General features: G+C 65.1%; 12 protein-coding genes and 1 pseudogene. 6 read left to right on the top strand and 7 right to left on the bottom strand.

The genetic code is table 11. The features are described 5' to 3' along the window. Positions 1–15: 15 nt before the first annotated feature. Complete coding sequence (locus AWC31_RS21755; RefSeq protein WP_234790814.1) at positions 16–519, bottom strand: hypothetical protein; 504 nt, start codon at positions 517–519, stop codon at positions 16–18. A gap of 85 nt (positions 520–604) precedes the next feature. Next, a complete protein-coding gene (locus AWC31_RS21750) occupies positions 605–1,366 on the bottom strand; it encodes an isocitrate lyase/PEP mutase family protein (protein WP_085146050.1) in 762 nt (253 codons plus the stop codon). Between the two features lie 111 nt (positions 1,367–1,477). Here AWC31_RS21750 and AWC31_RS21745 point away from each other — a divergent pair, with 111 nt between their 5' ends. From AWC31_RS21745 to AWC31_RS21725, 5 genes are all read left to right on the top strand, one after another. After that, entirely contained in the window at positions 1,478–1,774 is a 297-nt protein-coding gene (locus tag AWC31_RS21745; RefSeq protein WP_067848143.1) for an Rv0250c family protein, read from the top strand. A gap of 52 nt (positions 1,775–1,826) precedes the next feature. Then, positions 1,827–2,648: a succinate dehydrogenase subunit SdhC gene (locus tag AWC31_RS21740; RefSeq protein WP_067848146.1), complete on the top strand. Its 822-nt coding sequence runs from the start codon at positions 1,827–1,829 to the stop codon at positions 2,646–2,648. Positions 2,649–2,678: 30 nt separating this feature from the next. Then, positions 2,679–4,589: a fumarate reductase/succinate dehydrogenase flavoprotein subunit gene (locus tag AWC31_RS21735; protein ID WP_085146049.1), complete on the top strand. Its 1,911-nt coding sequence runs from the start codon at positions 2,679–2,681 to the stop codon at positions 4,587–4,589. A 1-nt stretch (position 4,590) separates the two neighbouring features. Continuing rightward, positions 4,591–5,340 carry a succinate dehydrogenase/fumarate reductase iron-sulfur subunit gene (locus AWC31_RS21730; protein ID WP_067848152.1) on the top strand — a complete coding sequence of 250 codons (750 nt, stop codon included), beginning with the start codon at positions 4,591–4,593 and terminating at the stop codon, positions 5,338–5,340. 264 nt (positions 5,341–5,604) lie between these two features. Next, complete coding sequence (locus AWC31_RS21725; RefSeq protein WP_110775225.1) at positions 5,605–5,766, top strand: hypothetical protein; 162 nt, start codon at positions 5,605–5,607, stop codon at positions 5,764–5,766. 12 nt (positions 5,767–5,778) lie between these two features. Here the strand turns inward: AWC31_RS21725 and AWC31_RS21720 are convergent, their stop codons facing one another. After that, on the bottom strand, positions 5,779–6,264 hold the full coding sequence (locus AWC31_RS21720; RefSeq protein ID WP_085146047.1) for a flavin reductase family protein: 486 nt from the start codon (positions 6,262–6,264) through the stop codon (positions 5,779–5,781). Between the two features lie 101 nt (positions 6,265–6,365). Here AWC31_RS21720 and AWC31_RS21715 point away from each other — a divergent pair, with 101 nt between their 5' ends. Continuing rightward, positions 6,366–7,019, top strand: coding sequence for a GAP family protein (locus AWC31_RS21715; protein ID WP_085146345.1), 654 nt, complete (start codon positions 6,366–6,368; stop codon positions 7,017–7,019). A gap of 6 nt (positions 7,020–7,025) precedes the next feature. On the opposite strand, the gene AWC31_RS21710 is transcribed toward AWC31_RS21715, so the two are convergent. From AWC31_RS21710 to AWC31_RS21695, 4 genes and pseudogenes are all read right to left on the bottom strand, one after another. Then, complete coding sequence (locus tag AWC31_RS21710; RefSeq protein WP_085146046.1) at positions 7,026–8,777, bottom strand: AMP-binding protein; 1,752 nt, start codon at positions 8,775–8,777, stop codon at positions 7,026–7,028. Further along, positions 8,777–9,925 (bottom strand): acyltransferase PE, encoded by a 1,149-nt coding sequence (gene pe, locus AWC31_RS21705; RefSeq protein WP_085146045.1) that lies wholly within the window; start codon positions 9,923–9,925, stop codon positions 8,777–8,779. Before pe ends, AWC31_RS21710 begins: the two co-directional genes overlap by 1 nt. A 57-nt stretch (positions 9,926–9,982) precedes the next feature. Then, positions 9,983–12,994 (bottom strand): MMPL/RND family transporter, encoded by a 3,012-nt coding sequence (locus tag AWC31_RS21700; protein ID WP_085146044.1) that lies wholly within the window; start codon positions 12,992–12,994, stop codon positions 9,983–9,985. A 63-nt stretch (positions 12,995–13,057) separates the two neighbouring features. After that, a pseudogene (locus tag AWC31_RS21695) lies at positions 13,058–14,475 on the bottom strand (condensation domain-containing protein). Positions 14,476–14,484 lie beyond the last annotated feature (9 nt).

The following is a 14,484-nucleotide window of genomic DNA, read 5'->3' as shown; positions in this document are numbered from 1 at the left end:
TCGGTTATCCGGCGATCAGAGATTCACCAGCAGCGTCGTGCTGTAAACCTCACCGCGCACCTTGCCGGGCGCAGGCGGGCCCTCGACGACCACCCACGCGCCGGTCGAACCCTGCTGCCGTGGACCCGTGACCGTGGTGAAACCGGTGCCCGCGCCGTCGGTGTGCAACACCCCGGCCGCGACACCGGGATCACCGGCGTTGCACGTGGCCGCCGACGACCGCGGCGTCTGGATCAGCCGCACCTGGTAGACGGTGTTCGGATCCGCGGTCTGCATACGCACGTCGGCGCGCACGGTGCCGGAATCGGGCGCGCCGATCTCGACGGATCCCGAACCGGTGCCGCTGCCATGGCCGACCAGGAAGTTCTCCATGACGAAATCGCACTGCCGGATGACGTTCTGTAGCGGCACCATCGTCATTCCCGAGGCCGCGGCGGGCTGAGCGCCGATACCGCTCAGCATCGCCGCGGTCGCCACCACGGGCACCATCGTCGCTGCGTATTTCCTGCGCCTACCCATGGCGTATGTCCTGCCTGTTCGTCGTGACCCCCACGGCCACATTATTTACGGGCAGGACACATCCGGCGCGGCTACCCCCGGCGGGCTAGGTCCAGCGCGACAGGATCTCCTTGACCTGGGCCGTGAGCGCCCACTGCAAAAACGGCCCGAAGGTGATGCGGCCGACCCCGAGAGCCGCGAGCTCGGCCCGGTCGGCGGAGTCCGGCGGTACCGTCACACTGACGGGCAGCGGTACCGCAGAAGTGAAGCGCGCCAAGCCTTCCGGATCCTTCAGGCCGGCCGGGAACAGCGAATCGGCCCCCGCGCCGGCCGCCTCGGTCAGGCGCGCGATCGCACGGTCCACACGGTCGGCGTCCTCGCCGTCGTTGCGCAGGAAGAGGTCGGTACGTGCGTTGATCACGACGTGGACTCCGGCGGCGTCGGCCGCGGCACGCAGTTCAGCCACCAACGCCGCATGCTCGGCCGAGGTGCGCAGCCGGCCGCCGTCCTTGTGCACGGTGTCCTCGAGGTTGAAGCCGACCGCGCCGACATCCAACAAACCCTCGATGATGCGGGCCGGCGCCTCGCCGTAACCGGATTCGATGTCCACGGACACGGGAACATCCACGGCGTCGGTGATCTGACGAACGCGCGTGAGCAGGTCGTCGAACGACATCACCTCGCCGTCGGCCTTGCCGATCGAATCGGCCACCGGGTGGCTACCCACGGTGAGTGCGGCGAAGCCCGCCTCGACGGCCAGATTGGCCGACCAGGCGTCCCAGACGGTGGGCAGGACGCCGGGGTTGCCCGGCCGGTGCAGCGCAAGCAGCGCCGACGCCCGCTCCTGCAAAACCTGTTGAGACAACATGCAAAAACCTCCGACTCCTCAACGTGACCTGTGTCACTCTCAACTCGGTGACGTGGCTAGCATTGGTTGTCGTACTGTGAGCCATGACACCCTTCAGCCCAAGGAGGTCACTTGTCCAGCACCACCGAATTCGCCGAACTGCACAATCTGATCGGCGACATGCGTCGTTGCGTCACCACGCTTGCTTCGAAGTACGGGGATTCCCCGGCCATGCGTCGCGTCGTCAATGATGCCGAAAGAATCCTCAACGACATAGAGCGACTCGACATCGACGCCGAAGAGCTGGAGATGCGCCACGGGGTCACCCGGCAGCGGCAGGGCGCCGAGAAGATCGCCATTCCCGACACCCAGTACGGAAGCGATTTCTGGCAGGACGTCGCCGACGAAGGACTCGGCGGATATCGATGAGCGCGTGGGCGTTTGACGCCCACCGCAACAACTGAACCTCAGAAAGGGAACCGTGAGCGCACCCACCGCTGACCGTCGCGCTACCGGGGTCTTCTCGACCACGCGAGCTCAGATCCCACAGCGCACCCTACGGACCGATCGGTGGTGGCAGGCACCACTATTGACCAACCTGGGGCTCGCGGCGTTCGTCGTCTACGCCACGGTGCGGGCCTTCTGGGGCAGTGCCTACTGGGTGGAGGACTACCACTACCTCACCCCGTTCTACTCGCCGTGCGTGAGCACGGCGTGCGCGCCGGGGTCGAGCCACTTCGGGCAGTGGGTCGGCGAGTTGCCGTGGTTCATCCCGATGGCGTTCATCTCGCTGCCGTTCCTGCTCGCCTTCCGGCTCACGTGCTACTACTACCGCAAGGCCTACTACCGGTCGGTGTGGCAGTCGCCGACCGCCTGCGCAGTGGCCGAGCCGCACGCGAAATACACCGGAGAGACGCGTTTTCCGCTCATCCTGCAGAACGCGCACCGGTACTTCTTCTACGCCGCCGTCCTCGTCTCGCTGGTCAACACCTACGACGCGATCGTCGCGTTCCATTCGCCCAGCGGATTCGGATTCGGCCTCGGCAACGTCATCCTCGTCGTCAACGTGATCCTGCTCTGGGTCTACACCGTGTCGTGCCACTCGTGCCGGCACGTCACCGGCGGCCGCCTCAAGCACTTCTCCAAACACCCTGTCCGGTACTGGATGTGGACCCAGGTGAGCAAGCTCAACACCCGGCACATGCTGTTCGCCTGGATCACGCTCGGCACCCTGGTGCTCACCGACTTCTACATCATGCTGGTGGCCAGCGGAACCATCTCCGACCTGAGATTCATTGGTTAGCAATAACACTCAAAGAGCAAGTGAGGATTAATGGTTGAACTCGAACGGCACTCCTACGACGTTGTCGTGATCGGTGCCGGCGGGGCGGGTTTGCGCGCGGTGATCGAGGCGCGTGAACGGGGTCTGCGGGTCGCGGTGGTGACGAAGTCGCTGTTCGGCAAGGCGCACACCGTGATGGCCGAGGGCGGCTGCGCCGCGGCCATGCGCAACGTCAACACCAAGGACTCCTGGCAGGTGCACTTCGGCGACACGATGCGCGGCGGCAAGTTCCTCAACAACTGGCGAATGGCCGAGTTGCACGCGCAGGAGGCACCCGACCGGGTGTGGGAGCTCGAAACCTACGGTGCGCTGTTCGACCGGACGAAGGACGGCCGGATCAGCCAGCGCAACTTCGGCGGCCACACCTACCCGCGCCTCGCCCACGTCGGTGACCGCACCGGCCTGGAGATCATCCGCACGCTGCAGCAGAAAATCGTCTCGCTGCAGCAGGAGGACAAGCGCGAACTCGGCGACTACGACGCGCGCATTCGGGTCTTCCACGAATGCTCGATCACCGAGCTGATCAAGGACGGCGACCGGATCGCTGGTGCGTTCGGTTATTGGCGCGAAACGGGCAATTTCGTGCTGTTCGAGGCGCCCGCGGTGGTGCTGGCGACCGGCGGCATCGGCAAGTCGTTCAAGGTGTCGTCCAACTCCTGGGAGTACACCGGTGACGGGCATGCCCTGGCGCTGCGGGCCGGCTCGAGTCTGATCAACATGGAGTTCATCCAGTTCCACCCGACCGGCATGGTCTGGCCGTTGTCCGTCAAGGGCATCCTCGTGACCGAGGGCGTGCGCGGCGACGGTGGAGTGCTGAAGAACTCCGAGGGCAAGCGCTTCATGTTCGACTACATCCCCTCGGTGTTCAAAGGCCAGTACGCCGAGACCGAGGAGGAGGCCGACCAGTGGCTCAAGGACAACGACTCGGCCCGGCGCACGCCTGACCTGCTCCCCCGCGATGAGGTGGCCCGCGCGATCAACTCAGAGGTCAAGGCGGGGCGTGGCTCGCCGCACGGCGGCGTCTACCTCGACATCGCGTCACGCATGCCTCCCGAGGAGATCAAGCGCCGGTTGCCGTCGATGTATCACCAGTTCATCGAGCTGGCCGAGGTCGACATCACCAAGGACGAGATGGAAGTCGGCCCGACCTGTCACTACGTGATGGGCGGCATCGAGGTCGATCCGGACACCGGCGCGGGTGCCACGCCCGGCCTGTTCGCGGCCGGCGAGTGCTCCGGCGGCATGCACGGCTCGAACCGGCTGGGCGGCAACTCGCTGTCCGATCTGCTGGTGTTCGGCCGCCGCGCCGGGTTGGGAGCCGCCGAGTACGTGCGCGCGCTGCCCGACCGGCCGAAGGTCACCGAGGCCGCGGTCGAGGACGCGACCCGCATGGCGCTGGCGCCGTTCGACAAGCACGACAACCCCGAGAACCCGTACACCCTGCACGCCGAACTGCAGCAGTCGATGAACGACCTCGTGGGCATCATCCGCAAGGAAGAAGAGATCGAAGCGGCGCTGACCAAGCTCGCCGAGCTCAAGGCCCGCTACGCCAACGTCACGGTCGAGGGCGGGCGGGTGTTCAACCCGGGCTGGCACCTGGCGATCGACATGCGCAACATGCTGCTGGTCAGCGAATGCGTCGCCAAGGCGGCGCTGCAACGCACCGAGAGCCGGGGCGGCCACACCCGCGACGACTATCCGGAGATGGACGCCAAGTGGCGCAACACCCTGCTGGTGTGCCGGGCCGTCGACAACGACGATTCCGTCGTGCCCGACGTGTCGGTGACGCCCGAACCGCAGGTTCCGATGCGGCCCGACCTGCTCGGGTGTTTCGAGCTCTCCGAGCTGGAGAAGTACTACACCGACGCCGAACTGGCCGAGCACCCGGAACGGAAGGGCTGAGATGGCTGCCTATGAAGCGAGTCTGCGAGTCTGGCGCGGCGACGACACCGGCGGCGGCCTGCAGGACTTCACGGTCGAGGTCAACGACGGCGAGGTGGTGCTCGACATCATTCACCGACTGCAGGCCACCCAGGCCCCGGACCTGGCCGTGCGCTGGAACTGCAAGGCAGGCAAGTGCGGGTCGTGCTCGGCTGAGGTCAACGGCCGGCCCCGGCTCATGTGCATGACGCGGATGTCGACGTTCGACCCGGCCGAGACCGTCACCGTGACCCCGCTTCGTGCGTTCCCCGTGATGCGGGATCTGGTGACAAACGTGTCCTTCAACTACGAGAAGGCACGCGAGATCCCGTCGTTCACCCCGCCGAAGGAACTGCAGCCCGGTGAATACCGCATGCAGCAGGTGGATGTGGAGCGCTCGCAGGAGTTCCGCAAGTGCATCGAGTGCTACCTGTGCCAGAACACCTGTCACGTGGTGCGCGACCACGAGGAGAACAAGCAGGCATTCGCCGGCCCGCGGTATCTCATGCGCGTCGCCGAGCTCGACATGCACCCGCTCGACACGCTCGACCGCAAGGACATGGCTCAGGACGAGTTCGGGCTCGGCTTCTGCAACATCACGAAGTGCTGCACCGAGGTGTGCCCCGAGCACATCAAGATCACCGACAACGCGCTGATCCCGATGAAGGAGCGCGTGGTGGACCGGAAGTATGACCCGATTGTGTGGTTGGGCAACAAGCTGTTCCGGCGATGATGACGAGCGCTTGCGCGAAGAGTCTGTCGGTATGTGGTGGGTTGATCGCTGTGACGAGCGTGCAACCTGTTGTGATGATCTCGGCTCGGGAGCGCAAAAGCCTGCACGTTCGGCACAGTGCATGGAAGGGGATGCCGAACCCTGAGCCGAACCCCGTGTTCACAACTTCAGAAAGGTATGTCCCGTCGTTTTCGCATTCGCGGACTGGGGTATGAGACGCGCGTAGGCTCGACACAGCAGCCAATCACCGTCGAAAGGCAGCTCATGAGTATGGGACATACCCACAGCGTCAACGACATTCGCACTGCGATCCGGGAGTTGTCGACCCGGGCTCAGTTGGCCCGCAAGGAGGGCCGCACAGCTGATGCGAGTGAGATCGAAGAGCGCATCGCTCGATATCGCGAAGAGCTCGCGCAGCGTCCGTAGCCGCCTGGTGCGCTAGCCGCCAAGCCGGCGGAACGTGCTGCGGTGGAACACGATTGGTGCCACGTCGTCGTGCACGGTGATATCGCTGACCCGCAGCACGACGATGGTGTGATCGCCGGCCGGCACCAGTTGTTCGATTGTGCTCTCCAGCCAGACACTGGTGCCGTGGATGAACACGGCGCCGGTTTCGCGTGACTCGGTCTCCAGGCCGGCGAACCGGTCCCCCGTCTTCGCTGCCAGGGTGCGCGCGGCCGCATCGTGAGACTCGCCGAGGACGCTGATGCCCAGCGACGGCAGATCCTTGAGCTTGGGCCACGTGGTCGAGGAGTTCTGCAAGCAGAACGAGACCAGCGGCGGATCCAGGGACACCGGCACGAACGTGCTGGCGGCGAGGCCGACCAGGGTGCCCTCCACCTCCGCCGCGATCGCGATGACACCGGTCGGGAAGTGGCCGAACGCCTCACGCAGCGATGTCGGGCTCAGATCTGTTGCGCTCATAGCACCTCCATCTTCACACGTGCGGGTGTGCGCCTGCCAGGTTCGGAATCGTTGTGAACGCAACTGCCTCCGACCCGGCTGCCGGTAACCTGACCCGCATCATGTGGATCCCGCTGCTCGCGATGGCCATTGCGGTCAGCCTGGAACCGTTTCGGATCGGGATGACCGTCGTGATGCTCAACCGGCCCCGTCCGCTGCTGCAATTGCTGACCTTCCTGGCAGGCGGGTTCGCGATGGGCACCGCGGTGGGCGTCATCGTGCTGTTCCTGCTGCGACCCGCGTTGGGATCAGCACATTTCACCCTGCCCAGGGTGCAGATCGTGGTCGGCGTGGTGGTGCTCGTGACCGCTGCGGTGGTCGCTGCGGGTGTGTTGGAGCGCAAACCCGGGCCCCGGGAACCGGGGCTGCTCGCGACGCGCGCCCGGCAACTGCTCAACGGCCGTTCGCTGTGGACGGCGGGCGCGGCGGGCCTCGGTATCGCGCTGCCGTCGGTCGACTATCTCGCGGCCCTGGCGCTCATCGTCGCGTCCGGCGCCGCGGCCGCGACCCAGGTCGGCGCGTTGCTGCTGTTTAACGTGGTGGCGTTCGGGCTCGTCGAGATCCCGCTGATCTCATTCCTGGTCGCGCCGGACCGCACCCGCGCGACCCTGACGGCACTGAACGACTGGCTGCAGGCACGGCGCCGCCGCGGGGTGGCCGTCCTGCTGGCCGCTGTCGGCTTGGTGCTGCTCGCTGTGGGGTTCGCCGGTCTCTGAGCGCGCTCAGGCGTCCAACCGGGTGAATTCGTCCTGCCGGTACTGCTCGACGCAAGCAGCACGCCGAACCTTGCCACTCGTGGTCGTCGGAATCGATCCCGGAGACACGAGGACGAGATCCCCGAGATTCAACCCGTGCGCGTTGGAGATCGCGGACGTGACATTGCTCTTGATCTCCTTGAGCCAGTGCACCGCCTCGACGGTCGACTCTTCCCGCTTCTTCACCTCGGCCACGGTCACCAGCTTCTCGGTGCTGTTCACCGGCACCGAGATCGCCGCAACCCGGCCACCGGTGATCTGTTGGACCGTGGCCTCGATGTCCTCGGGGTAGTGATTCCGTCCGCGGATGATCAGCAGATCCTTGATGCGCCCGACGATGAACAGCGCACCATCCGAGATGAAGCCCAGGTCACCGGTTTTCAGCCAGGGTCCGTCAGGCGTGCCGGGCGTGGGGTCGACGAGTGTGGCTCCGAAGCACTGCTGTTCCTCCGGTGAGCGGCTCCAGTAGCCGGCCGCGACATTGTCGCCGTGGACCCAGATCTCGCCGACCACGTCCTGCGCGCATTCCCGGCGCGACTCGACGTCGACGATGCGCACCATCGGTGACTGCGGCAGGTTGTATCTGACCAGCGCAGTGCCGGTTCCGGATTCGCACCGCCGGACCCTGCCGGCAGAGAGTTCGTCGGCATCGAAGCTGTCGACGTCCGACGACTCGCTCCACGTACCGGTGGCCACGAATACCGTCGCCTCAGCCAGTCCGTACGACGGACGCAGCATGTGATCCCGAAAATCGAAGTGGGCGAACCGATCTGCGAAACGCTCCAAGGTGGCCTGTTCGACCCGCTCGGCGCCGTTGATGATGCCCACCACGCCGCCCAGGTCGAGCCCGGCCAGATCCGCGTCCCTGGTCTTGCGAGCCGCGAGGTCGAAGGCGAAATTGGGCGCTGCCGAGAACGAATGGGCGTTCTCGGCCAGCGCTCGTACCCATCTGGCCGGCTTCTCCAGGAACGCAACGGGACTCGTCAACACGGCGCGATAGCCGCTCAGGATCGGTGCGCAGACACCCAGTACGAGGCCCATGTCGTGGTAGAACGGCAACCACGACACGATCGTCGCGTTCGCCGTCGACGTCCGGTCTGCATCCGAGAAGAAGCAGCGCATCAACTGTTCGAAATTGGCCTGTAGGTTGCGATGCGAAATCATCACACCGGTCGGCAGCCGCGTGGAACCCGAGCTGTACTGCAGATACGCCGTATCCGGGTACTCGACAACGCCGAGACTCGGAGCGTCTGATCCGTCTCGGGCATCGAGATCCAACGAGTCGATCTGGACGATCTTCGGTGCGGTGTCCAGGCGGGACTGATCCACATAGTCGCCGACATCCTGGGCGACCGAGGACGTCGTGAGAACAACCGACGGCGCGGTATCGGCGAACACCGCACTCACCCGGTCGTGACTCGAACCGCGATGAGGCAGTGGCAGCGGAACCGCGATCAGTCCGGCCTGCATGGATCCCAGGAACGCCAGGATGTATTCGAGGCCCTGGGGCGCCAGGATCACCGCCCGATCACCGGCTGAACCGTGCGCACTGATCTCGCGTGCGACATTCATCGTTCGCCGAGACAGCTGCGACCAGGTCAGGGTCTCGGAGACACCGTCCGGATCATGGGTGTAGTCGGTGAACGTGAAGGCCTCGGCGTCGGGGCGCAGGCTGGCACGCCCGTGCAGCATCGAGAGAATCGTTGACTGGGTGGACATCACGAGCCACCCCCTTGCGGGTTCAGCAGCGACAGGGCGGTGTTGACCAGCTCGGACATCGGATCGGTGCCGCCGCCGAAGGTCGCCTCGTTGGCCGGTGCGGTCACCTCCGCCGGGTCGAAGCCGTTCACCGGGTCCACCGTGATCGGTGCGGTCGCCGGATTGTCGTTGCGCGAATAACCCGCGTCCACCATGGGCAGCAACACCGCGTCGAGCTTGTTGAGCGTGCCCTGGTCGTAGCCGAGGTACTTGAACGGCAGCACCAGCGGCAGGTGCTCCTCGGGAACCAGGTACGTCGTCGTCGTCCCGCCCCTGGAGTTGACCGTGGTCCTGATGTTCTGCGGCGGAACATTGCTCGGATTGGTAAACGCGATCGCGGTGTGACCGGTGGCCAACCCGGCGATCGAGTTGATCACGCTCATCCAGTGGTCGGGCCGGTCCGGCCAGTCGGCGATGCTGTCGTAGGCGGAGATGAATTGATCCGTGTGGTACTGGCTTTCCACGGGAGCCGGTATGCGGTAGTCCATAGACGGCACGACGCTGCCGACGGGAAAGTTCTGGGTCAGGAAACTCTCGCCGAACGGGTGCTTGGCAATCGGATCACCGAACGTCGCGAAGCTGAGTTGATCCGGCGGCGGAGCGGTCGGATCGTTGGCCAGACGCGCTTTCACGGCGTTGACCACGAGCGCTCCCTCGGACAGCCCCATCGCTGTTCCCTTGCCACCGTTGCGAATCGCTGCGTCGAGGTTTCCCTCCCCCTCGTCGACCGACTCGCCGATGTCCGGCCCGTCGAGACCGATGCCGGGATAGATCTGCTCTCCGAGCGCACCGATACCGGGGAATATCCGTTCCAGGGTGTGCCCCTGAACCTGACCTGCCGGGTAGTCGACCTTCGTCCGCCTCATGCCGGGGAACCAGTGCTCGCCCGTCATACGGATGTACTCGTCGTACGGAATCCCGAGGACGTGAGCGCCGCCCAAGGCGTACGCGGTCCCTGGGTTTTCCGGCGTCCCAGCAGCCGGGCCGCCGGGAGGCGGCGGTGGCGGGGGCAGCAGCGTCTCATCGGCCGACGCAGTCCCAAGGACGCCGAACGCCCCGCTGACGCTGGTCGTCATCAACACTGCAAGTCCTGCAAGGAGTTTCTTCATGGCCACTCCTGATCGCCCGCTTCGGTTCGTAGTTTCACATACATGACGTGTGCCCGCTCACTCGGCAACTGCCGACGCACTCTCGGCCGGCGGCCGTGCGCGGGGCTTCCGCGACTCCAACCTCGATGGCCACCAGTTCGCCTTACCGACGAGGGTCGCGATGGCGGGCACCGTGATGGTGCGCACCACGAACGTGTCCAGCAAAATGCCCACGCCGATCAGGAATCCGCCTTGGACCACCATGCCGATGCTGGAGAACAACAGACCACCCATCGACGCGGCGAAGATCAACCCCGCCGCGGTGATCACACCGCCCGTCGATCCGAGCGTGCGAATGATGCCGTACCGCATGCTGTTCGGAGACTCGTCGCGCATTCGCGACACCAGCAGCATGTTGTAGTCGGCCCCCACCGCGACCAGGACCACGAAGGCCAGCGGAGGCACGCTCCAATGCAGCTGCTCGCCGAGGAAGACTTGAAACACCAGGACCCCGATACCGATCGCCGCGAAGTACGAGACCACCACGGAACCGACGAGATAGAGCGGCGCGATGACCGCCCGCAACAGCAACATCATGGTCAGCAGGACGACGATGAGCGTCGCGGCGATGATGAACCGGATGTCCTGCTGGTAGTAGTCGCGGGTGTCACGCAGTGCCGCAGGGAACCCGCCCATCGAAATCGTGGCGTCGGCCAGCGTGGTGTTCGGCTGGGCCCCGCGGGCGATGTCCTGGATCTGATTGACCTGGTCCATCGCGTCGGAGCTGAACGGGTTGAGTTTGGTTTGCACCAGATAGCGCACCGAGCGGCCGTCCGGCGACACGTAGGCCGAGGCAGCCTTCTGGAAGTCGGCCAGACCCAGCACTTCCGGCGGAATGTTGAACCCGGCCTGCGACGGATCCGCGGCGTTGTGCCGCATGGTCAACAGGAACGCCGATGCCTCATTCAGCCCGGCCGCGATCACCTTGACCTGCTTGACCAGTTCGTCGACGCCACCTGCCACTTCCCGGCTGCCGCCGGCCAGGCGGTTGGCGCCCTGCTGCAAGTCCTTCAAGCCCGCCTGCGGGCCGCCGGGCTTGTTCAGCCCCATGGCGTTGACGGCCTTGTTGACGCTGGCGAGGGCGGTGTTCAGGCTTTTCATCGTCGAGTTGAGTGACTGCGCGTCATCAACGCCCTGGAGTTCTTGCGCGAGCTGGTTGATCTGGTCGAGGCTGCCGTCGTTGTTCGCGTCGACCAGCCGCTGGAACTGCATGCGGGTGTCGCGGCAGGAGGGATTGGCATCGCAGACCGCATTGCCTTGCAGCGCGGTGAGGACCGGGCCGATCCAACCGAACATGTCCTTGACCGCGCGGAAGTTGACGCCCATCGAATTGGCGAGCGCATTGACGCTCTGCACGAGCTTGGCCGCGGTCTCGACGTCGCGCACCAGCTTGTCCCCGCCGTATTCGGTGCGAACCGAGGAGAACGCGTTCACCATGCTCGCGAGGCTGGGGGCGATCTGGTTGATCTGGGCGCGGACGTCGGCCAGGCTGTCGGCGAGCGTGTCGGCGCCGGCCGCCAGCCTGTTGAGGTCGCCGGTGCGCTGGCCGATCTGGGCGGAGCCATCGGCCAGCCGGTCACCGACGATGCCGGCCTGGAACGTGGCCCGGAACTCGGCGGGCACTTCCCCGAGGGGCCGGGTGATGCCGCTGACCAGACCGACGTCCGGCAGTTGCGCGACACGCGAGGCCAGTTGCTCCAGATCGGCGAGGGACCGGGGATTGACCAGACTGCGCGGCGACTGGATCAGGATGTATTCGGGGATGGACTGCGCGATGGGGAAATGGCGTTCCACGGCGGCATATCCGATCGAGCTCGGCGCCGACGGCGACACCACCTTGCGGTCGTCGTAGTTGTACTCCGCGAAAATCGCGCAGCTGGCAAGCAGTGCCAGCACCAGCAGGCTGGCAGCAAGATGCGGCACCGGGCGGCGCACGATCCGGATCCCGGACCGCCGCCAGAAGCCGGCGGTCAGTTCGCGCCGGGGCTTGACCCATCCGCGCGGTCCGGCCAGCGTCAGGATCGCGGGCAGCAACGTCACGCCGGCAAGGAACGCGATGCCGATACCGATCGCCGACGACACGCCCACCGTTCTGAACACGCCCATCTTGGCGAAGCTCAGCAGGAGGAAGGTGATGCCCACCATGGCGGCGGATGCGGCGATCACCTTCCCGATCGACATCATCGCCTTCTTGACCGCCTCATCGGAGTCGGCGCCCATCCGCAGGTAGTCGTGATAGCGGCTGATGAGGAAGACCGCATAATCTGTGCCCGCACCGGCCATGATCGCGCTCAGGAACACAATCGACTGGTTGGAGACTCCCGCACCGGTCAGTTGGGAGAAGCCCGACACCAGTGACTGCGCGATCAGCAGCGACGACCCGATCGTCACCAATGGCAACAGCATCGTGACGACACTGCGGTAGACGAGCAACAGCACACCGAGCACGAGCACCGCAATCGCGATCTCGATCGGCAGACGGTCCGTCTCGCCTGCGACGGTGAGATCGGCGACGGTGGCCGCCGGACCCGTCAGGTGCACTTCCAGCGGGCTGCCCGCGGTGCTGGTCTTGACGACTTCGGCCACTCGGTTGAACGACTCGAACGCGCGCGGCGTCCCGAGCTCGCCTTCGAGGCTCACCGGCAAGACCCATGTCGTCTTGTCCTCGCTCGTGAGGAATTGCCTCAGTTGTGGAGTGTTGAGGAAATCCTGCACGGACACGACGTCCGCCTGATCGTCGCGTAGAGCGTCGACGAGTTTGCGGTAGGCCGCCTCGTCGGCGGGTTCCAGCCCGTTTTCATTGATCAGCGCGACCAGGAGAAGGTTGTCGTTGCCGGGTTCCTGGAAGGCTTCGGTCATCTTCTGCGCGGTGACGCTCGACGGCGCATCGCTGGGAAGAACGGCGAGAGGATGTTTCTGGGCCATCTCGCCCAGCGACGGAAACGACAGCGGCAGGGCGATCAGCATCGCGACCCACACCCCGATTACCGCCCAGGGCCATCGCACCACGAGATCAGCTAGCCGTCGCATATCGTCCTCACCCTCGCGCCGGGGTGCATCGCGGAAAATCCATCGCCATCGTTTTGCTCCCCGCTACGCGACGCGTCCCCAGTGCCCGACGTCAGCAACCCGCGAAGACACGGACTTCATCGCGTTCAGGTATCGGGTGACCGATTTCCTCGCGATCGGGTTGTCCGGATGCATGATCGCCATGGCCGTGCCTTCGCCGTAGCGGAAGATGTAGATCGTCAGCTGGTAGGAGAACCGCCCGTCCGGGTAGATGCCGATGTTGTTCGCGAGGCCCATGTCGGCCGCGGCGAGGATGGCGTTTAGCGGCGCCGCACCGCCGTGCAAGAAGTTCGACACCGGGAAGTTCGGTCGTGGCCAGTTCAACCACGGCGCTCCAGTACGCGGTAATACGGAACTCTCGCCATGTCGAGGCTCGAATCGAAACAGGACTGCGCTGCCCAGGCGGCCTCACCGAAAGAGGTCGCGGCAACCGGAACGGTGATCGGAATCAGGCCGGTGAACCAACCCTGCGTCATGAAATTGTCGCCGGCTTTGCGCGAATCCCGCGGGGTGAGCCCGTAATACGTGAGTGCACCGGTGAACTCATGTTCCACCAGGCCCAGACAGGCGAACAAGCCGCCGACGAAGCGTGCGCCTGCCGCCGTGCACGCTGATTCGAACCGTTCCGTCTGGGCCGCGTCCATCAGGAGTTCTGACGTCATGTCACTTCGCGTCGACTCATGCGGGTTACCCAGGGGGAGCGGGAATTCCGGGAAGCCGTCGCTGTTGTTCTCGGCGAAGTCGAGCCATGCGCGCACACCGGGCGAATCCAGGGTCAGCGCCGAAGCGTATTCGCGTTCGCGGACACAGAAATCGTCGAAGCTACCGGCATCGGGCAGGGAAAGGGCCTGACCGCTGCCACTCAGCGCCGAATACATGCCATTGGCTTCCATCATCGTCGTGCCGATCAACGTCGCATCGCCGTGCACGTGATCCATGGCCGCGAAGAATGTAAAGAAATTGTCGTTCTGGATAATTCCGAAGGTGAAGCAGCCCCATTCCAATGGATTGGGGATCGCGACGACGTGTTCGCGTATTTCGTCGACCGTCATGGGACCGTGATCGACGGCCACGAATTCAATATCAGCCGGATCCTCGATGCTATGCCTGACGAATTTGCCAGAGTCGGTCTCTTCGAACCAGCTGCGGAATGTGTCGTGGCGACGGAGGTACGCATTGACGGCATGGTCCATGGCCGCGATGTCACATTGCCCAGGCACCTCACAGCTCGCGATGATCTGCCGGGAGAAGTTCAGTCCCGCGGCACTCCGATCACGGTAATTACGTAGATGTTGGCTCTGCATGTAGCTAACCGGCACGGAGCTGACCGGAGCCCGGCTCGCGATTTCCTGAGCCGCCGCTGTCGGGTGCCACGAGGTGACCGAGCCCGGGCTCAACGACCATTCATCAAGTGCGCCAACAGTTATCTTCCCGATGCGCAAAACGCGGTC

Origin of the sequence: Mycolicibacterium wolinskyi, assembly GCF_002101965.1 — a bacterium.
In the GTDB taxonomy this organism is placed as follows: domain Bacteria; phylum Actinomycetota; class Actinomycetes; order Mycobacteriales; family Mycobacteriaceae; genus Mycobacterium; species Mycobacterium wolinskyi.
The sequence above is the reverse complement of the archived record's forward strand: the minus strand, read 5'-3'. Positions and strand labels throughout refer to the sequence as shown.